The organism is Chitinophaga sp. 10T418, assembly GCF_056394125.1.
This window is the reverse complement of sequence record NZ_JBFTHG010000001.1, coordinates 55540-77297: the sequence shown is the minus strand read 5'-3', so window position 1 is coordinate 77297 and position 21758 is coordinate 55540. Positions and strand designations below refer to the sequence as shown.

The window sequence follows — 21758 nt, the reverse complement described above, 5'->3', positions numbered from 1 at the left end:
GTTATTTTTTAAAGAGCCCTGTTAATTTTTCTGTTAATCCTTCTGCTTCCTGCCCTACATATCTCCCTATAATTTTACCTTCTTTATCCAACAGAATTTTAGTGGGGAAAGCGGTAATACCGTAAGATTTTACAGCATCAAACTTTTCTATGCCGGTGTTATTAAGTACCTGTATCCATGGGAGGCCATCTTCTGCGATGGCTTTTTTCCAAACGGCAGTAGGATCATTACCCTGTTCCTGCGCAATGCCTACTATTTCAAAACCAGCGCTTTTGTATTGGTTATACAATTCTTTCAAATGCGGATGGCTTTGACGGCAAGGGCCGCACCAGCTGCCCCAGAAGTCGAGCAACACATATTTTCCCTGCAACGCCTGCAGGTTTACCGGGGTGCCGTTGATATCTGTTTTATTCAGTGGGATAGCCGTTTTACCTATGCTGGTGGCTTTGCTGGCAGCCAGTTTATCTTCGATTCTTCTGGCGTATTCCGAAGTTTTATGAGCAGCGTCCAGCTGGTTGTAGGTGGCCTCCAACTTTGCCAGGTCCAGGCTATTTACCATATTAGCCAGGAAGTACATGCTCACCAGTGATTTAGGGTGAGACTGAATAAAGGCTGTTTGCAGTTTATCCTGTTCGGTGCTGAGTTGTTCCCGCAGTATGCGGCTTTTGGCTTTTAGCGCCTGCTGATGGTCAGCAACCGTATCTTTGTAGGATAGCAATGTAGCCTGCCAGTTCCGGTCTGTAATCGCCGCTTCCTTTGCTTTAATGGTGTTCCAGTCGTTATTCTCCTGCCCTCCTTTTACGGAAGCTTTATAAATAGCGTTGGCATCGCCGGTGATGCGGATAAGATCATTGGAAAGAAAGAATTCCAGCCCTGGCGAAGGAATATAACCATGATCAGTTTTTATATTCAGCGCCATGTTACGCGTAATAAAATGGCATAATACCGGATGATTCACTTTCCCTTTAAAAGTAACCACGCCTTTTTCGGTGGTGTAATTGCTATCTATTACAAAGTCTTTCCCATCCATGTACGCCATCAGTAATTTAGCATCTCCTGCATTTTTCAATGCTGCCTTGATGGTATATCCCTGCTGGGCGCTGGCATACAGAGAGCCAGCCATGAGCATCAGCGCTCCTGCTATCTTTTTATAATTCATATGACTTGATTTTCTCTTTAAGCTATTGATTAAGGATTGTCTTCCATTCCCGGATTCAGCATTAAAATCTTAGGTGGTATTTTGAGGGTCAGACGTTCTTTCGGTAAAGTAAAAGTAGCCGTACCCAGCTGATGGGTATAGGTTACATTTTTAAACAGCGGATCAGTAGAAAGACGGCGCATATCAAACCAGCGCACTCCCGTACAGGCGTATTCACGCAGGCGTTCATCGATCACAAAGCGTATCAGGTCATCTTTGGTAGTAGCATCCACACCTGCTTTGGCAGCAGGTAAACGGTTACTGCGCAGTGTAACCAGATCGGCGGTAGCGCCGGTCAGATCACCGGTACGGGCTTTACATTCCGCCAGCATCAGGTATAAGCCGGGAAGAGAAGGGCCAAAGTTGATCGCCAGTGGAGAGTTATGCAACAGGTAAGGCAGCTTGGTAGCGCCGGTGAAATAGTCTGCTCCATAAAAGAACTTCAGGCGCAAGTCTGCCGGATCATATTTTGCCAGTGCAGCAGGACTCAGCATCGCTACATTTGAAAAAATGAAATTCAGCAACGTGATCTGTTTCAGGTAAATGTTCTCCTGGTTATCGAATGCCTGCGGCATATTAAAAGCGCCGAAGCTGGGCATAAAAGGTGAGGTCCATCCCGCCATTACTTTGTTGTAATCATAGAATTGTAAAGGCACGGCGCTATTATTCAGGGCTGCTTTACATTGCTGCAATGCGGCGAGCGCCAGGTCATACTTCCCCATGGTAAAATATACCTGCCCCAGGATATAATACCCGGCAGATTTGCCCATGCGCAAGCGCATAGGCGTAATCTCCGGCAGGTCTGGAATGGCGGATACCAGTTCATTGATCACAAAATCATACACTTCCTGTACCCGCGCTCTTTTAAATCCGGAGGCCACTGCATTAGCGGTTGTCACCAATGGTACCCCCGGATCTGTGGCAGCTGTAGCTGGATCATAGGGTTTTGCAAAATAATTTAACAACATAAAATGCATCAGCGCACGACCTGTCCTCGCTTCTGCCAGTAATTCTTTTTTCTTTTGCAGATTGTCATCTGCCACTGCCATCACATTATTGGCAATCACATTATACGTATAGTTCTGACCATAGAAAGCGCCCCACTCAATGGCATCCGCATCCGGCAGGTAAAGATTATCTTTCCATGTATAGCCCTTCAGATAAGAAAGGTCCAGCAGCGAGAGGTAGCCGGAATCCGTAATGACATCATCTCCCATCATCACACACATATCTGCCCCACCGTTGATATGCAGACTACCATCTGCATACTGTGCCACATCGTTATAGCTAAAGAGATTGCTGCTGTTAAATAACCCGTTGTACTGATCCAGTGTGCGTGGGGTATCTTTTCCTTTGGGTACTATATCCAGAAATTTGGTACAGGAGGTCATCATCAGGATGCCTGCCGTTACCGCGATATATATCAGTCGTTTGTTGCTCATATTACCTGGTTTTTAAGATTATTTAAACCTCACGTTCATCCCTACTGTAAAAAAAGGCTTCATTTCCGGCGCCCGTACACCATACATCAGTTTGAAGTACTCCGGATCGATACCATCTTTATTGGCCTTCCACAACATCACGTTGTTTAATTGTGTATAAATGCGGCAGCTTTCCATACCGGCATGATCTACCACACGTCCCGGAAGGTTCCAGGCGAGCGTAAGGTCACGGAGCTTGATATAATCCGCCTTCACAATATTAATATCTGCCTGTTGATACAATTCTGTAGAACGTCGTGCAATGCTTTGCGAGCCTACAGGCATATAAGACGGGATATTGGTTTTCGCTTCATCACCAGGTTGTTTCCAACGATCTTCAAAAGAAACCGGGATGTTGGCGGTGAGTCTTCCGGCATAAAAATTATTTACATCTCTGCGCATCTGGTAACCCAGGTTATAAATCACCAAAAAAGACAGGTCAAAATTTCCATAACGAAAGCTGTTCGTGATACCACCATACCATGTAGGTTGTGATACCCCTGCATAATTAAGATCTGCGGCCACTATGCCGGAAGTGTTCTTTACTTTTTTTTCATCGGCAGTGAATGCCTGTGGGTCGCCCATGGCATCCAGTCCTGCCCATTTGTATGCGAAGAAACTATAGGCAGGGTAACCTTCCACAAATCCTGCGTTTACTTTATTGGATGGTGTCAGTGGCGTGTTGCGGTTTAACTTCAGGACTTTGTTCTTATTATACCCTAACGTAAATAAAGTGTTCCAGGTGAAACGGCCTTTCGCCAGGTTCCGGCTGTTGAGCTGTATGTCGATCCCCTTATTCATCATATCGCCCAGGTTAGCATATCCATAATACCAACCAGCTGTTCTGTCCAGTGGTTGTGAGCCCAGCAAATCAATTGTCTTCTTACGGTATACATCTACGGCACCACTTAAACGGCTGTTAAACAGGTCAAAGTCCACCCCGATGTTCATCATTTTAGTCCGTTCCCAGGTAAGCATTTTATTACCTGGCAATAAAGGACGATAGCCGATTCCTACGCTGTTAAATAACGGGCTGCTTTCTGCCAGCACAATATCCACAGAACTGCCGGAACCCGGTAAAGGTGCATTTCCGCCCAAACCGTAGGTAGCGCGGAGGTTAAGGCGATTCACTGTTTTCACCGCAAAGAAGGATTCATTGCTGATGATCCAGCCGGCGCCGGCCGACCAGATAGGTTTATACTGCTGACTTTTTTCCGTACCAAAAAGATTGGACTGGTCCATACGTATGCTACCATTCAGGTTATACCGCTGCTTATAGGTATAGGCGCCGTTGGCATACAAGGAGAAAAAGCGGGTTTCGACTTCTCCCACTGTAATAGGGTTAGCTGTTAATAAACTTTTTGTGGCGGAGGTATTTCCTATCACGGGACTGGTTACACCGGTAGTTTGCAGCATTTTTTCATCGAACACATTATAGGTCTGCGTCTGGTAATCAAAGCCACGACGGGTGGAAGAAAAACTGCGGGTTCTGTCGCCACGCACTTCCGTACCAGCGAGGAAGGTTAACTGATGTGCTTTAAAACTGTTATCATACATCAGCTGATTACGTGCTGTCCAGGAAATATTTTGTGAATTGGAGGATTGGTATTGTCCACCTGATTCAGGAAGAAAATATACAGGTTTTGCTCCGGGTGTAGTGGCGGCCTGTGTAAAATGTACCAACTCGTAGCGTGTCTGATAAGATTTCTGGTCGTAAAACGTATAGCCGTTGTTGTTAACCTGCTGGTATTGAAAACGACCATCATACGTTAACCCTTTCACCAATTTTATATTCAGACCTGTATTTACCCTGACAGCCCCCGAGGTAGTAGCGTTATTACTGGTATAAGCGGATTCTTTCAACGGAATATAGTTGAGGTTCAGTGCACTTTTCGTTTCCGCGGTTTGGCGATAGGGCTGATACATTTTCAAATACGCCTGGGATAAAGGCGTTCCATCGGCATCCGCCAGCATAGCATAAGGTAAATAGGTATTCAGGTCGGGAAGAGTAGGAATGATGAAACGGGTGTTCTTCTGTTGTGACAGGTTCACCGTCATATCTGCTTTCACATTTTTACTAAAAGCGAAATCCTGACGCAGGTTCATCTGGTAACGGTTCAGGGAAGACTTATCGTTATTCTGTTGGTTGGTATAAGCGAGTGAACCGTAGTAGGAATGAAACTGACTACCGCCGGTAAAAGACAAACTATGATTTGTCAACAGCGCCGGCTGTTGCAGGTACTGATCAATCTGGCCACGATTATTCAGTGAAGCCAACGAATCCATCCTGGCATCTGCAACTGATTGCGGAATAAGGCCATTACTCAGATCGTATAATATTCGCTCATGTGGATATACAATAGGATCTGAATTACCAACACCAGGTGTGGTAACCGTCTTCCAGGGATAAGCCGTTGCATTAAATATCTCTTTTGCGGCATTCATGAACTGAGTGGAATTCATTTTATGCTGGTAATCATAATCCGGCAATCCTTTAAAAGAAACGAAACCATCATAATTCATTTTGATGCGGCGGTTCAGATCTTTCCCTTTGCGGGTGGTGATTACCACCACACCGTTAGCAGCGTTGGCGCCCCAGATAGAAGCAGCCGTAGCATCTTTTAGGAAAGTGATACTTTCAACATCGTTGGGGTTAACAAAGTTGGTAATATAATCATTGGACATGGGCACATTATCGACTACAAACAGCGGCATTCTGCTGGCGTTTACACTGGAAACACCTCTTATCAGGAATTTATCCGCACCGGTACTGTTGTTCACGGCAAACCCCGGTACAAGGCCTTCCAGGCGGTCTACCACACTCATACTCCCCGATTTTTGCTGTAGCTGTGCGCCCTCTACCTTCGTAAAAGATCCCGCACTTCTTTCTTTTGAAATAGTTTGGTAACCGGTAACTACTACCTGCTGTAACAGGGAGATATTGGGTGTGAGAATTATTTCCAGGTAAGACTTGTCTCCCACCTCCAATGTTTTAGGCATAAACCCCATACAGCTGATCAGCAGTATGGGATTGCTTTCTGTAACCGCCAATGTAAATTCTCCTTTGGCATTGGTGTTGGAACCTGCCTGCAGATTTTTCAGCATAACTGTTACGCCTGGCACCGCGTTATGGGCTTCATCAAATACTTTTCCTTTGATAATGCGTTCCTGTTTGGCAGGAGCAGGTTGCTGATTAATTACCACCAGGTTGGTTTCCGTACTGCTAAATCCGAGTCCGGTACCCAGCAGAACTTCTTTTAGTACATCCGTTAACGTTACATTGTCCACATCAATGGAAATGCGTTTGTCTGCCGGAATAATATTATTCCCATATACAAAGCGCAGATTCGACTGTTGTTCAATGGCGCTGAAAACCTTTGTCAGCGGAACTTTCTTCAAGTGTAGGGATAAACGGATGTTTTGATGAAGCTTGGTAGCGAAGGCGTGAATACTACAGAGTAACAGCAGCAGCATGGTCATTTTGGTAACACGACAAATAATGCTCCTGCCGGAATGCACCATACGTGCAGTCCGTGGACTGATTTTTTTCATACATTTAGTTGGTTAATGTCCATAATGGGAAACAGACGCCCGGCAAAAGCCCTGTTTCCTTTACTTAACTGGAGGGAGCGCTCAGGCGTTCCCTTTTACTGTTTAGAAAATGGTTGGTCTTGATAAGTTGTCATCTTCTTTTTTTATTGGCTGATAAATATTTCATTGTTCTCAATTCTGTAATTAAATGGCACAGAGGCTTGCATGGCCTTCAATGCCTGTTCTACTGTTTCTTTCTCAAACGTGGCGGTATACCTGTATTTATTAGCAATCGTACTATCGACTTTAATTTTCACACCATACCATCTGCTCATTTCCACGGCGGCAGTACCTAACGGCATATCAGTAAGTACAAGGCGATTGCGCGTCCAGGAAGTTTCTACCGCAGCACTATCGCGCGGACTCAGCACCACATTGCCGATGGTGGCCGATGGTGCGGTAATATGACTCGCTGCCACCACCCCGATCACAATTTTTTGCGTCGGTTGCAGGATGATTTTCCGGTTTTGTTCACCGTGAATGGTGACTTCCACTTTTCCCTTGATCAGGGCGGTTTCTACCACTTTGTCTTCCGGGTAGGCGCGTACATTGAAAGAAGTTCCCAGTACGCGTATATCCATTTTCTTTGTGTGTACAATAAAGGGCTTGTTAGCCGCTGCTGCTACGTCAAAGAAGGCTTCCCCGACCAATGTAACTTCGCGGGCTTCTTTATTAAAATGTTGGGCGATGGTAATATGACTATTGGCATTCAACATTACGCTGGTGCCATCCGGGAGCTGAAAAGATTTTCTTTCGCCAGACAGACTGCTGTAATTCCGGATGCGGTTTTGTTTTTTGTATTGGTATACTGCAAATCCTGCGATATTGATCAGCAGAGCTATCACTGCGGCGCGGGCCAGTATTTTCCATACGGGCGATATCCTCCTGACAGGCGTTGTGGCCAGATGTTGCTGGAAAGCTTGTTCAAAACGCTGGCGTTGCTGCGAGAAAGATTTGGCCGTAATATTGCCGTTCAGCATATAATATAAGGCTTTCGCCTCTTTCACTGCTGCCTGTTTTTCCGGATGTGCTATGATCCAGGATTCCCAGAAGCTGACAGCACGGGCATCTGTGCCGGTACAGTACCGGCAGAAAGAAGGCTCCTGTAAAAAATCTTCACTATGGTAGTCCTGAAAATCAGACATAAAACATCCATCCTTTTTCTATAGAGAACACGGGTTGTTCTTTTTACTACTGTAAAACAATATTTTTTTTATTGAAGGGTCAACATGAATAGAACAAGGAGGGGAATGCTGTACAGATAAGTATAGTCCTCGCCGTCGGTACTGAGTTCTGCCCTCAAAATTTTGATGGCATCGTGGATACTATTATAGACGGTTCGTTTTGTTACATTACAAATAACAGCTATCTCATCATAATCTCTGTCTTCAAAATAGCGCAGGCGCAGCAGCTCCAGTTGCCGGGGAGCCAGTTTGGCCAGCGCTTTTTCCAGACGCTGTTTCAATACTTTATCGGATTGTGCGGAAATCAGCAGCTGTTCATAAGCTACTTCTGTTTGTTCCCGGCCGGCTTCAAAAGCGTGGTGTCGCTGTTCCCGGCGGCGGTCGGCTTTCATTTCAGCCATCAGTTTATGACGGATGCAGGTGAGCAGGTAGGCGCGTACATTTTCCACTTCGGGCAATGTGTTGCGTTTGTCCCACAGGTCCAGCAATACCTGGGTAATACATTCTGAAGCCCGTTCCCGGTTGCCGGTGAGCTTCACCCCATAATTAAACATGCCTATATAATGCGCATCATATAACAGCATCATTGCGGCCTGCTGGCCGTTCAGCAGCATTCTCCATGCATCCTCCATATGTAACCCTTCCGAAAGCATTATCATCAAAAATAAGGAAAGGAATCACGATTTGTTCACCTGGAACAAAATATCCGGAGATGTATCAGCTTTTGAAGATGCGGTTGAGGCGACCCGTTATTAACAGGGAATAAAGTTCACCACGCGTGCCAGCTTTCCGTTTTCGAAATATAGCTGCACGCTGCTGTCGCTGTCTTTACTATAAGAGTCCCGGAGGGTAACCATATCTGATTTTCCTTCATTTTCCGCCTGTAATACGGCATTTGGAAACATTTTTTTCACGTCTTCCCAGGTGGTATTACGGGAGAAGGATACCTTACCCAAAGTCAGTATCTGATTCGTTGTAAACACGAATTCCTCGCAGGCAATGGAATCCCTGCAGAGTTCAAACGTAGAACCTTCTTTATAAAAATAGCTGAAGTCCTCGTCGAACTGTGACCCGCAGATGTCTTCATTCTGAGTAGAAACAATACTGTCTGCCGCTCCGATGCTGCTTTCCAGGCGTTGCCGGTTAGTAAACAGGGGCACTTTGTTATTGATCAGTGCCTTTGAAAACTCGAATACTTCCACCTGCTCCCAGGAAATGTTACGGCTGCGGTGGGGCTCCTGCATAGAGTCATCTGCTGCGGTGAGTGGTTGAATGGTTTCTGAGGGTGCTGCTACCGGCATCGTATCCGGCTCTTCCGGTTTATTCTGATGACAGGCGGACAGGATGGTTACCGTTAGGAATAAAAATACGCTTTTCATGATCGTTACTTCTTCGTGGGGTCAATACCGTTTTTTCAGCATGACCCGATTAAACTAAAACTAATCATTCTCAAACACATAATTAAAATAATTTATATAGATGACCAATTATTTTTTATGCAATCGTTTGCACAAATGATGAAAGCGCACTATATTGTTAAGCATAAACCACGTACTATTTATGAAAAAGCTGACATTCCTGTTATACCTGGGACTGGCCACACCCTTTGCCGGCCGTACGCAGGACAACTCCGCAGATGCTGCGGTGGTAAAAAAAGTAGCAGATTACGCCATTGCACACGCTGCCTTCAAGTTTACAGGTGATAACAACCAGAGCTGGAATACCAGCAAGGAAATTCCGGACGGCGTCAAAGCCTCCATCTCAGATCACCTGAGTGAATGGCACTACCCCAATGGCGTATTAAACATTGCCATGATAGATTTGGGTAATTACCTCAAAGACGAAAAATACAATGCGTTTGCGCAGAAACATGTGGCATTTGCATTCGACAACTATGCTTATTTCGAAGCACTCAGCAAAAAAGGCGTGAAATACAAAAACTTTCCATTCAATCAGCTGATCAATACCCGGGTACTGGATGATTGCGGCTCCATGGGCGCCAGTCTGCTGGATGTATATAATACCGTAAAAAGAAACGATTACATGGCCTATATCGACAAAGCAGCCAATCATATCAGCAAGATACAGGAAAGACTGCCTGATGGCACGTTATGCCGGCCAAACCCCTATAAATGGACCTTGTGGGGAGATGACCTCTATATGAGTGTGCCCTTTCTCGCCCGTATGGGAAAGCTCACCAACAACAACGCCTACTTTGACGATGCGGTAGCGCAGATCAAACATTTCACCCACTACCTCTGGGATCCCCGCACAGAATTATATGTGCACTACTATTACGAAGATCTGAAAAGACAGGGCGTGGCTCACTGGGGTCGTGCCAACGGCTGGATCATGCTGGCCAAAGTACAACTACTGAATAGCTTACCAGCTAATCATCCCGGCAGAAACGAAGTGATCGCCGACCTCACCCAACAGATACTGGGTGTGGCAAAATATCAGGGCGCTAATGGACTGTTCCACCAGGTACTGGATCGCACGGACTCTTACACGGAAACTTCCTGCACTGCGATGTTTGTGTATTCCATTGCCCGGGCTGTAAATGAAGGCTGGCTCGACAAACGCTATATCACTATTGCCGAACGTGGCTGGGAAGGATTGGTAAAGGAAAAAATACAGGAAGACGGACAACTGAAGGATGTATGTATCGGTACAAATACCTCTGCCGATCTTTCTTTTTACTATAACCGCCCTACGGAGTTAAACGATTTTCACGGTATAGGACCTGTGATAGAAGCGGGCGTTGAAATTATGCGCTACAGGGCGAAAAAATAAGAATTACGAATTACGGAGTTGTGAGAAGATAAAAGCAAATGTCGATCATCGCGTTTACTATCTTCTCACAACTCCGTAATTCGTAATTCATAATTCGTAATTCCTGTTAGTACACATCAAACCACACCTTAGTGGTTAGCAGATCAGCGCCCTGCCTTGCTACTGCAGCTTTATAGCTATTTCCATTCAACGCCTGCTCACTGGAAGGATACGTTAAACGCAACGGCATTTTTCCTTGCAATGCACCGGTATAAGCAGGTGTAAGTTGTGGATAATCCAGTCTTCTCCACTCTGCAAATGCTTCCAGACCTTCGCTGAAAAGCGCCAGCCACTTCTGTTCACCGATTGATTTCTTATAGTTATTCGCATCGTAAGCAACGGCTGCCTGCGCCAGGTAATCGTCTACCGGTTTGCCAGTGATGCCGTATTGTTTGAAAGAAGCGCGGATAGCCTGTGCATACAGATCTGCAGCATTGCCACTGATGAGGTTACGCTGCGCTGCTTCTGCCAGGATAAACAACTGTTCTGAATAAGTAAATAACCATGCCGGTGCCAGGGTAGCAGTGAATACAGCACCAATATCGGAGGTCTTAGTGAAACCAAGTCGGGAAGCAGAATCCGCTGTCAGACCATTGGTAACGCCCACATAGTTAGTAGAACCTGGTTCTGTTGGTAATGCGGCGTATATACTTAAGCGTGGGTCGTTCAGTCCTTTCAATTTATCCACCACTGTTTTACTGATGCGATAATCATTTCTTGTTTCCCTGTTTCTTCCTACCGGATTCTGGTTAGGAGAAGCCAGGTAATTCAGTTTTATCTCAGGGTCGTTAGGCCCCAATAAGAAGTTGCCTTCTGCCGCCAGCTCTGCAAATACCGCTTTAGCTGCTTCCGGATCACGATCTGCAATACGCAGTGCAATACGGGAACGTAAACCGTTGGCGAATCTTTTCCAGCTTTTCAGATCGTTCTGCAACAGCACATCACCCAATATGGGATTATCTGTAGGAGAAATGATCTGTACGGCTCCTTTTAGTTCCGCTAACAAACCTCTGTACACTACCCGCTGACTATCATATGCAGGTGTAAGATATTTCTCAATATTACCAGCCTGAGAATAAGGAATATCTCCATACAAATCTGTTAACTGCTGAAATATCCAGCTACGCATAATCACACCTACAGCCCTATAATTGGGATTATGCAGACTATCACCCAACTGCACCAGCGTAGTAAAATCCTGTACTCCCTGTGCGTAAAAATTGCTCCACACGGTTTGTATGCTGGTAGATGCTGGTTTATAACTGTCAGGATCAGGATACTGGATTTTTGCCCAATACTGCACATACAGCAAGGATGTTTCCATAGTGGCATCAGGACCCCAATAGGTATCCACATTGGATTTTATTCCATTGCTCAACAGGTAGTCCGGTTGTGCGGAGGTAGGTTCATTTGGATTTTTGTTGGTGCGCTCCAGCTCCTTCTGGCAACTGGCCAGTAAGGTAGCAGCAAATATGATATAGAAAGGTATCAACAACTTTTTCATGATCGGTCAATAGTTAAAATGAAACATTCAGGTTAAAGCCAAAGCTGCGCGTAGTAGGAATTTGCAGTGTTTCCAATCCCTGGCCATTACCGGTGTTAAATGCCGTTTCAGGATCGATATTGGGCGCATGTTTTTGCAGGTATCCCAGATTCCTGGCCACCAGCGCAATATTCACCGCCTGTAATCCCCATCTGCCTACAATAGAGGCGGGCAGTGTATACCCAAGTTTAATTTCGCGCAGCTTGATAAAGGACGCATCGTATATCGCGCTCTCATTCAGATTGCCGCTGTATACTGCCTTGTAGTAGCTGGCTGCAGGAAGAATGGTGGTATTCTTTTTACCATCTGCAGTATAACCATCAAAGATGATCCCATCATGTTTTACCGCTGCACCACCCGGTGCGGTAGCGTTATGATCCGGTAACGGAATATTATTTTTGCCCTCTACGTAGTAAGGTAACCCACCATTTTCCTGGTCGCGGCCCGGCATAGTAGCTGCCAGTACACCTGTAGTCATCCCGGTAGAATTGGTTCCGGACCAGATAGATCCTCCCTGTTTGGTATCTATCAGGAAGCTCAGATTAAAGCCTTTGAAAGTAAAGCTGTTATTAATACCACCTGTCCATTTTGGTGTGTAGTAACCCAATATTTTTTTGTTGGGATCTACAGATGGCGTGCCGTCTGCATTCACTAATATCCTGTTCTCACTATCTCTTTTGTAGGCAGTACCATATAATGCACCATACTGCTGACCTTTACTTGCCAGTACTTGTATATTGCCGGAACTACCCAGTACATAGTTGGTCAAAAATCCATCTGCATCCAATGCTAACACTTTACTCACATTACGTGCGTAATTCACATTCACATCCCAACGGAAGCCGGAGCGTGTAGTGATGGGCGTTAGTCCCAGCATTACTTCTACCCCATGGTTACTGATTTCGCCGGAGTTCAGTAATTTTTTCAGATAGCCGGTGGTAGGACTTACGTCCGCCAGCAGAATCTGGTTGCGGCTATTAGAGCTATAGTAGGTGACGTCCAGTCTTAACCTGTTATCCAGGAAACCTGCTTCCACACCAAATTCTGTGGAGGTAGTAATCTCCGGTTTGAGGTTTTTATTTAAAAACTTATCTGATACTGTCAGCAGTGGATTGGCGCCAAACGGTTGATTGAAGGGGAATGTATTTACCAGTTGGTAAGGATCTGTATCCTTTCCTACCTGTGCCCAGCCACCACGTATTTTCAGCAGGGTAAGCGCCTTGCTTTGTATGTGCAGGGCCTCTGTGAGCACCACGCTGGCGTTGGCTGAAGGATAAAAGTAGGAGTTGCTACCGGGCGGTAAAGTGGAAGACCAGTCGTTACGTGCCGTTAAGTTAACGAAGGCATAGTTGCGGAAGCCTATCTGTGCTGCTGCAAATCCGCTGTATACTTTTTGTTTGTTGAGCAAGCTGGTAGATAAAAACGGATCGCGTGAATTATTCAGTGTATACACATCTTTCACGGCCAGCTTAGGCGCCTGTTGGTAGTTCTGCTCCAGTTGATTGGTACGCAGGTTGGCGCCGGCCAGGATATCGAAATCAAAATCGCTGCCTATTTTTTTCTTTGCGTTCAAGGTGAATTCGCCATTGGTTTCATTCACCGTGTAAGCATCTTCCGTGTAGGAACCAAATGGTGTACCATTGGTATAGTAAGCGATTTTATACTTACGTCTGTCGGTATAATAATCTGTACCAACACGCAGATTAGCGGTCAGCCAGTCAAGTACCTGATAGGATAATCTGGCGTTACCGAGGAATCGGTTACGCAGCATGCCCACCGTATTTTCATTCTGGATCCAGTAAGGATTGCTATAGTAGCTATGGTTCCAGTTAAAGTCGGTACCATCTGCATTTTTATAGTTCTTCAGTTTGCTCACATCCACCTGACGGCCGAACCAGATAAACTGAAGGGTTACGCTGTTACCACGTCTGCCATCTACACCAGGCAAATTATCGGCGGCGCTGCGCACGTAATTGGCATAGGTGCTGAGGGTCAGCTTTGGCGTGAGGCGGAAAGTATTGCTGGCTGTAAAAGTATTACGGGTAATACCTGTGTTAGGCAAAATACCTTCTTGTTTGGTGTTGTTATAAGAGAAGCGATAATCCAGTTTTTCATTGGAGCCTCCAACGGATAAACCGTTGTTTAATGTATAACCGGTTACGTAGAAATCCTTCACATTATCCGGATGTGCTACAAACGGTACTGCTTCTCCATTAGAAAAGAATTGCGGAATAAGCCGGCCATCCAGTTTGGGGCCCCAGCTTTCATCTACGCCATCGTTGATTCCGCCGCCTTTACCATCTTTATAAGAAAACTGTCCGCCGGACCCTTGTCCGTAGGAGTTCTGAAAATCAGGCAGGATCAATAATTTATCGAAGGTAGCGCCGGAGTTAACTGTTACGCCCATACCGCCTTTGGTATCTTTTCCGGTTTTTGTTTTAATAACGATCACACCACTGGAGGCACGTGAGCCGTATAATGCCGCTGCGTTAGGACCTTTCAGCACGCTGATAGAGGCCACATCGTCCGGATTAATGTCGGAGATAGCATTCGCAAAATCGCGACCGGTACCTATTCCCAGCTGACTGTTATCTACCGGTACACCATCCAGTACAAATAATGGTTGGTTATTACCTGCAATCGAAGTCTCGCCACGAATCACAATACGGGAAGAGCCGAGGTTACCCTGACTGTTAGTCACCTGCACGCCTGCTATTTTCCCGGATAAAGCGTTTACCAGGTTGGTTTCTTTGGCTTCAGAAATATCTTTCGATTTTAATTCCTGCACCGCATAGCCCAGTGATTTTTTTTCCCTGGAAATACCGAGTGCTGTTACTACTACCTCATCCAGTTTCCGGTTGCTGTTTTCTAAAGAGATATTAATGACCCGGCTGTTGCCTATGACTACAAATGCGGTCTGGAAGCCAAGGGACGAGAATTGTAATGTGTCATTTACATTTGCGCTGATGGTATATTTCCCATCCGGATCTGTTTGCGTACCATAACTTTTTCCTCTCAACTGTATGATAGCGCCGGGTACACGCTGTGCATCGGAGCGGGAAGTAACGACTCCGCTGACCCTGATTTCCTGGGCAATACTCTGCTGCAGCCACAGTAAAACCGGCAGCAGGCATAACAGCCTTTTTACGTAATTCATGCTTAGTACTTTGTTTATGTATTGACTTAGATCTTTGCGGAGAATGGTTATCCCGTTACACCCGTTTCCGATTTTGGCATTTAGTTGTTGGCGTATGATGATTGGTGTGATATCGGGGCAAAAGTAAGGCACAATTATTAATCTACAAAATTTATAGACTAAATAGATTTAAAGAACGCAGGAGGAAATAATGGAAGTAATATAGGCAAATAAAACACCGGGAGATATGATATCCCCCGGAAATGGTTGGTTTACTTCGTTGCAGCAGTTTGAATATTCAGCAGTTTTTTCAATTCTGCTTTACAGTCTTCAATATTTTGCCAGATTTGCCGGTCCTGGCAAGCAGTGCCTTTGTACTTGATAGATACTTTGGTTTTGCGCAATATCACCTGGTAGTATTCCGGCGCGCCGGGAGAATTTTCCCAGGTAATTTTGCCGCCTTCTTCAATACCGCCAGCGAGTTTGTCTTCGATAACGTCATTCACTTTTTTATGCATATTATCTGCAAAATCATAGCTCACCTCGGTTTTCACGAGGCAGGAGGAGTCTTTTGAGAGTATGCTGTGTGCGGCGTTAACATGGTGGCGGGGAATACAGAGCAAAAGGGTGCTGGCTGCCAAAAGCAGTAACGGGAATTTAATTGTACGCTTCATAACAAGTATAGATTAAGATAAGGGTTGGAGAATAGGTATATAACAAGTCCTTATTAGATGATCTCTTTGATTTTGGTTATCGTGCTAACTCATTATTAAAATAACATATTTATCTCATTCCACAAAATAAACTCTGTGGTTCGCGTAGGGGTAAAAGTAAAGTAAGGTGTCTTCCTAACAGGTCATTGATATTGCTGCTGCAGATTGAGTAGTATTTTCTTTCCGGCATCGCTCAGGCCCGGCAGGCTGTCCGTTGGCATAAAGTGGCGTTTAAAGGCCATGATGGCGGCGGAAGAATCTTTTATATCGTATCCGATGATGCGGAGCGCCAGTAATGTGTTAAAAGATTCGGGCACTGCGGTGGCGGTGGTGTCTTTATACCAAAGGCCAAAGCCTTTTTCTGCAAGTTGTTGCCAGGGAAAGAAAGCACTGGGATCTACTTTTCTGCCCGGAGCAATATCACCATGGCCTATAAAGTTGGCAGTGGGAATATTGTAGCGATGCTGCAGGGTATCGAGCAACACAAGCAAACTGCTGATCTGGGCGGGATCAAAAGGTTCCTTTCCGTTATTGTCCAGTTCTATCCCGATGGAAGAAGAATTGATATCCGTGAGGTTGCCCCATTTGGCAACACCTCCGTGCCAGGCGCGGAGATAGTCGTTCAGCATATGATGAATGGCCCCATTGCGGCATATCACATAATGCGCGCTTACCTGTGTTTTTTCCATGGTAAACGTCTTCAGTGTTTGTTCACATGAATTCTGAGCTGTATGATGAATGATAACTATGCTGGGTTTACGCATATTAAAATTGACCGTACCCACCCACGAGGGAGCAGCTACGCCACTGGCACCGGACAATTCCCCGGGTTGCTGCCGCAATGCTTTCGCATAGGACTTGGCTTGCTGCCTGTACACCTTATTGGTACTGGCATAGGGATTACGCGCGCAATAAGCAAAGCCGCCAATCACTGCCAGCAGGCAGCAGTATTTTATAAAGGGAAATATGGTCTTCATTTGTATCTGTTAAAGTTTACACAAGACTACTTGATAAAGATACTAAATGAACCGATGCATCGTTTTTTTCATAGATACTATGAAAAGTGTTCTTTAAAATATATATTTACGTTTTCAATAATACTTTTAGGAGTATCAAAAACCTGTGCCACATTGTCTGCAATTGCCTACTACTTACTGTTACCACTGATTTACGCGTTGTCGCTACTGCCATTCCGTGTACTTTACCTGGTGTCTGACGCAGTATATGTGTTGTTATTTTATGTGATGGGCTACCGTAAAAAGGTAGTACTTCAAAATTTGCGCAATTCTTTTCCTGAAAAGAGTGATGCGGAAATTAACCGCATCTGCAAAGATTTCTATCATTACCTCTGCGACCTCTTCCTGGAAACATTTAAAACGCTCACCATCAGCAAAACTGCTATGGTAAAGCATTGCAACTTTACACCTGCTACACTTGAGCTGTTTAACAAGCTGGAAGCGGAAAAAAAGAGTGCCGTGCTGGTGATGGGCCATAAGGGAAACTGGGAATGGGCTGGCAATACATTCAGTATATTGTGCCGTCAACAACTATATGTCATCTATCATCCGCTGGCGAATAAACATTTTAACGGTCTTATGTACCGCATGCGCACACGCTTCGGCACCAAGCTGATCGCCATGCAGGATACTTTCCGGGATATGGTACAAAACCGTGGTGAAGTAAATGCAACTGCTTTCATCGCGGATCAGGCTCCGCAGCCTAAAACCGCCCAATGGCTCAATTTTCTGCATCAGGACACCCCGGTATTTAAGGGCACTGAAAAAATAGCGCAGAAAATGAACTATCCCGTAGTATACGTAACAGTGCAACGTGAAAAAAGAGGCTATTACACGGTAACAGCAGAAATGCTGACTGCCACTCCGGCCGAAGAAAAAGACGGAGCAATTACAACAGCACATACACGTAAACTAGAGGAAGATATTGTTTCTCAGCCTGCAACCTGGTTGTGGTCGCACAAACGGTGGAAACATAAACGTCCTGCTGTTATTTAACATTCAATCATACATCAACAAACATTAGATAAGATTATCCTACAACGATATGCTGGAAGGTAAAGAACTGATACTGGCTACCAAGCCATATGCGCGCGAAGAGAGAGCCAAAAGCTGGCTTTTCACATTATCGACATTATTACTGCTGGTTTTATCACTGACAGGCACACTGGTATTACCTTACCTGGTATTAAGAATTCTTGCCAGCCTCCTTTCCGGGTTGCTGATAGTAAGAATGTTTGTTATTTATCATGATCATCAACATCATGCTATCCTGCATAAATCGAAGGTAGCGGAAGTGATCATGGTTTTTTTTGGTGTATATGTACTGGCCCCATCCAGTATCTGGAAACGTTCCCACGATTATCATCATAAGCACAACTCAAAACTTTTCAGTGCCAGTATAGGCTCCTACCCTATCATTACACGCAAGAAATTTGAATCTATCACACCGGCAGAAAGGCGCACTTACCTGTTCAGCCGTCATCCAATAACCATTGCCGCAGGCTATTTATCGATGTTTATGCTCGGTATGTGTGTACAGTCATTTGTGAGCAGTCCGCGTAAACACATGGATTCCTTACTGGCCCTGATCATCCACCTGGGGGGCAGCGCGGCAGTAGTGTATTTCCTGGGATGGGAAAGCTGGTTGCTGTTTATTTTAATCCCTTTTACCATCGCCTGCGGACTGGGCGCCTATCTCTTTTATGCCCAACATAATTTTCCTGGCGTCACCTTTAATGTAAACAAAGAATGGTGTTATGACAAGGCTGCGTTGCTTTCTTCCAGCTATATGGTCATGAATCCTGCCATGAAGTGGTTTACAGGCAATATCGGTTATCATCATATTCACCATCTGAATGCACGTATTCCTTTTTATCGTTTACCGGAAGTAATGCAGGCTATACCGGCATTACAAAACGCCAAAACCACCACCCTGAGTCTCCGGGGTGTACGCGCCTGTTTCCGCCTGAAAGTGTGGGATCCGGAACAGGATAAGATGATCAGTTTAAGAGAAGTACGCGCAATCAGGTCAGCCCAATTGATGAGGAAGCCTGATCCTGTAATAGTTGCCGGATAATCTTCTTTCTTACTTCCAGCGTCAGCTGGGTCATTTCTTTTGTTTTTTGCAGTACCGGTAATCCGGCAGTATGTGGAGATCCTGCCCTGAACGGAGGCGCCGGGTTATATTCCAATTGCAACTGGATCACTTTTGCCAATTCTTCTCCGCCTATTAATGCGGTCAGCACTAATCCGAAATCGATGCCGGCGGTAACACCACCGCCCGTAATACGATTGCGGTCCCGTACCACCCGCTCTTCCAGCGTTTCCACACCAAACATCCGCAGTAATTCCAGTGAACGCCAGTGGGTAGTAGCTTTATATCCTTCCAGCAAACCGGCCGCGGCCAACACCAATGCGCCGGTGCATACAGACGTAATATATTTTGCTTTCATACCCTGGTCACGCAGAAACTGCAACAATAGCTGATTGGTGAGTAATGAATTGATACCCCGTCCACCCGGCACAAAAATGATATCCAGCTGGGGGCAATCAGCCATCGCGATATCCGGTTGTAGTGATAGTCCACCCTCCGCGCGGATCGGGCTTTTGCTGAGTCCTACGATCAGGACTTCAAAGCAGGGGGCTTTAATAAAAACATCATAGGGGCCTGTGAAATCGAGGATGGTCAATTCAGGAAAAAGTAACATCCCCACCTTTAATTTTTGCATACATGGAGCTTTAAACGCGGTACAATAATAATGCAGCAGCCTGTAAACAGGGAGCAGGTAAATGAATTACGGAGTTGTGGGAAGGTAAAAGAGAATACCGATCATCGTTTTTACGATCTTCCCACAACTCCGCAATTCGTAATTTTTCTTAACGGTGCTGATCGTACCTGTTTATGGGAACGACCTGCTGTAATGCGGCTATTTCTTCCGACTGTAACGCGGGCGCCTGCGTGGAGCGGACTGCATCTTCCAGTTGCGCAGTGGTACGTATACCTACAATAGCACTGCTGACAGCTGGCTGCTGCAATACAAAGCGCAGCGCTGTTTGTGCCGCATCACGCGCCGGTGTACTGACTTTTTTAATCGCGGCAGCAGCGGCAGCCACGGCTGTTTCTGTATAGTTTAGATAAGGCATAGCGGGTTTGTCCGCCAACAATCCTCTCGCCACACTTCCCCTGGCCAATACGCCGATGTTGTTTTCCAGCAACAGCGGAAAACTGCTTTCTTCGGGGCGGCGATCCAGCAGACTATATTGCATCATCACGCTCACTATATGGGAGCGCTTTACATATTCACGGATCACATTGGGCCGGATCGAAGAAATACCGTAATACCTTATCTTCCCTTGCTGTTGCAGGGTTTCAAAGGCAGCGATGGTATCATCTATCGGATCTTCCAGGGTACCACCATGCAATTGATACAAATCAATATAATCTGTTTGCAGGCGTTTCAGACTGGCTTCCACGGCTGCTATAATATACTCTTTACCAGGATTCCAGTTCCATCCGCTGCCGTCTTCTTTCCATTGATTGCCTACTTTGCTGGCAATGATCACGGCTGATCGTTTCGCCTGCAATGCTTTTCCTACCGTTATTTCATTCTGTCCGTGTTCATACAGGTCTGCGGTGTCAAAGAAATTAATGCCCTGATCAAGTGCATGGTGAATAAGACGTGCGTTGTCTGCATCATCTTTACCAAGCGACATGCAGCCAAATCCGATTTCACTGACAGAGAGGTCTGATTTTCCGAGGAGACGATATTGCATGGTTTCCGGGTTTTACTACGTTTTTTATCACCTGCTATCGGAGAAGTGATCATAACKAAGTTATAGCCAAATCTTTCATTTTTCATATAAACCTGGTTTAAATAATGGGCCGTCTTGATAAACAGCCCCCTATATATCGATTTACGTCCACCTCAAAAATGAGCTATGTTGCAGTAACCACTGCCATTGACAGTGTTACCATGGTAGTTATGGAATGGGGCCGCCTGGAAAAACAGCCCCCGTTTTTTAGTATGTCCGATCCATCGTATGTCTCTTCCTGGCAAGCGATTGGGAGGTTTAAATAAGGACCATCTGAAAAGATGGTCCCTTCCTTTCCCAAATCAAATTGCACTCATGAAAAACGTTTTATATAATTGAAGACTGTGGTAGCAGTCTGAGTTTTAAAATAAGGGACCGCCTGGAAAAACAGTCCCTGGTTTCCGAATCAATCGCAGCATAAATGATCTTGCATTATTTACGCTGTGAGGGTTAACATATGGCGTTTACTACTTTATATTTGAACAATATGCCTGTATGCACCTGCATATTGATGATGTTGATAATATGGGACCGTCTAGAAAAACAGTCCAGTGTATAAAGCTTCCATCGTGTATGTTGCACTCCAATATTTTTTTGCATATTCTTTTTTTGATGATGACAGCAATAAGGGGGGACTACCTGAATAAGTGGTCCCGTTATGCAAGTGTCGCAAAGACGTCAACTAATAATTCATCTCATTTATCAATGAAAACCGGACTGTCTGGATAAACAGTCCCCTTTTTCTGTATGTACTATCACCCCATTAGTGAATAGCTGTAAAAGATTAACTGTAGATAACAAACTGTGTACGAAGGCGCTACCTCCTATTAAATTCGTTTGATGGCATACATCTTCCCTTACCGGCAGTACAGCGGATAATACATGACAGTTTTATCACAGAGCCATGACTGAAACGATGCAGTTACTCACTTACCTGTACAACAGGCGATCACAAAGCCTGGCCGCTATTACACAGTTACTGTGTATCTAATTCAGCACAAAAAGAAAAAGCTGGTGGTGATAATGCCCGAGAAATGTACAGGTCTGAAACTGCCGGTTGAACAAAAAAGATTGCATGTGGGTTAGGTTTCGTTGTTAACAAATGGACACGATCAATGAGTAATAAGCAACTTCATTGCGTGATAATGTTTGGTTAACCTTTCTTTTATGTATCCAGGGTTAACTGTTACCGAAAAGGCTATCTACAAAGGCTCAGACAAATTAAAAAACGGATTTCGGTGTAATCTTTCA

15 protein-coding genes are annotated in these 21758 nt (G+C 45.2%); 3 read left to right on the top strand and 12 right to left on the bottom strand.

The genetic code is table 11. The features are described 5' to 3' along the window. Position 1 precedes the first annotated feature (1 nt). The 6 genes from AC1DCV_RS00285 to AC1DCV_RS00260 form a co-directional block, all read right to left on the bottom strand. Positions 2-1159 (bottom strand): redoxin family protein, encoded by a 1158-nt coding sequence (locus AC1DCV_RS00285; RefSeq protein WP_477021335.1) that lies wholly within the window; start codon positions 1157-1159, stop codon positions 2-4. A 29-nt stretch (positions 1160-1188) separates the two neighbouring features. Beyond that, positions 1189-2640, bottom strand: coding sequence for a RagB/SusD family nutrient uptake outer membrane protein (locus tag AC1DCV_RS00280; RefSeq protein ID WP_477021334.1), 1452 nt, complete (start codon positions 2638-2640; stop codon positions 1189-1191). 18 nt (positions 2641-2658) lie between these two features. Beyond that, on the bottom strand, positions 2659-6231 hold the full coding sequence (locus tag AC1DCV_RS00275; protein ID WP_477021333.1) for a SusC/RagA family TonB-linked outer membrane protein: 3573 nt from the start codon (positions 6229-6231) through the stop codon (positions 2659-2661). A 143-nt stretch (positions 6232-6374) separates the two neighbouring features. After that, positions 6375-7415, bottom strand: coding sequence for a FecR family protein (locus AC1DCV_RS00270; RefSeq protein ID WP_477021332.1), 1041 nt, complete (start codon positions 7413-7415; stop codon positions 6375-6377). A 68-nt stretch (positions 7416-7483) separates the two neighbouring features. Then, a complete protein-coding gene (locus AC1DCV_RS00265; RefSeq protein WP_477021331.1) occupies positions 7484-8107 on the bottom strand; it encodes an RNA polymerase sigma factor in 624 nt (207 codons plus the stop codon). A 99-nt stretch (positions 8108-8206) separates the two neighbouring features. Next, on the bottom strand, positions 8207-8833 hold the full coding sequence (locus tag AC1DCV_RS00260; RefSeq protein ID WP_477021330.1) for a hypothetical protein: 627 nt from the start codon (positions 8831-8833) through the stop codon (positions 8207-8209). A gap of 181 nt (positions 8834-9014) precedes the next feature. On the opposite strand from AC1DCV_RS00260, the gene AC1DCV_RS00255 reads away from it, so the two are divergent. After that, positions 9015-10247, top strand: a complete 1233-nt coding sequence (locus AC1DCV_RS00255; RefSeq protein WP_477021329.1) for a glycoside hydrolase family 88/105 protein — start codon at positions 9015-9017, stop codon at positions 10245-10247. 106 nt (positions 10248-10353) lie between these two features. Here the strand turns inward: AC1DCV_RS00255 and AC1DCV_RS00250 are convergent, their stop codons facing one another. The 4 genes from AC1DCV_RS00250 to AC1DCV_RS00235 all read right to left on the bottom strand — a co-directional run bounded on the left by AC1DCV_RS00250 (position 10354) and on the right by AC1DCV_RS00235 (position 16655). Next, entirely contained in the window at positions 10354-11790 is a 1437-nt protein-coding gene (locus tag AC1DCV_RS00250) for a SusD/RagB family nutrient-binding outer membrane lipoprotein (RefSeq protein WP_477021328.1), read from the bottom strand. A 13-nt stretch (positions 11791-11803) separates the two neighbouring features. After that, the gene (locus AC1DCV_RS00245; protein WP_477021327.1) at positions 11804-14986 is read right to left on the bottom strand and encodes a SusC/RagA family TonB-linked outer membrane protein; all 3183 of its coding nucleotides are present in this window, start codon (positions 14984-14986) and stop codon (positions 11804-11806) included. Between the two features lie 251 nt (positions 14987-15237). Beyond that, complete coding sequence (locus tag AC1DCV_RS00240) at positions 15238-15639, bottom strand: hypothetical protein (protein ID WP_477021326.1); 402 nt, start codon at positions 15637-15639, stop codon at positions 15238-15240. A 182-nt stretch (positions 15640-15821) separates the two neighbouring features. Continuing rightward, positions 15822-16655, bottom strand: a complete 834-nt coding sequence (locus AC1DCV_RS00235; RefSeq protein WP_477021325.1) for an N-acetylmuramoyl-L-alanine amidase — start codon at positions 16653-16655, stop codon at positions 15822-15824. Between the two features lie 153 nt (positions 16656-16808). Between AC1DCV_RS00235 and AC1DCV_RS00230 the strand changes: the two genes are divergently transcribed. After that, complete coding sequence (locus tag AC1DCV_RS00230) at positions 16809-17690, top strand: lysophospholipid acyltransferase family protein (protein WP_477021324.1); 882 nt, start codon at positions 16809-16811, stop codon at positions 17688-17690. Positions 17691-17739: 49 nt separating this feature from the next. Then, positions 17740-18771 carry a fatty acid desaturase family protein gene (locus AC1DCV_RS00225; RefSeq protein ID WP_477021323.1) on the top strand — a complete coding sequence of 344 codons (1032 nt, stop codon included), beginning with the start codon at positions 17740-17742 and terminating at the stop codon, positions 18769-18771. On the opposite strand, the gene AC1DCV_RS00220 is transcribed toward AC1DCV_RS00225, so the two are convergent. Together AC1DCV_RS00220 and AC1DCV_RS00215 are read right to left on the bottom strand one after the other, a co-directional pair. Further along, positions 18719-19423: a DJ-1/PfpI family protein gene (locus AC1DCV_RS00220; protein ID WP_477021322.1), complete on the bottom strand. Its 705-nt coding sequence runs from the start codon at positions 19421-19423 to the stop codon at positions 18719-18721. The genes AC1DCV_RS00225 and AC1DCV_RS00220 overlap by 53 nt on opposite strands. Positions 19424-19571: 148 nt before the next feature. Next, positions 19572-20468, bottom strand: a complete 897-nt coding sequence (locus AC1DCV_RS00215) for an aldo/keto reductase (RefSeq protein WP_477021321.1) — start codon at positions 20466-20468, stop codon at positions 19572-19574. Positions 20469-21758 lie beyond the last annotated feature (1290 nt).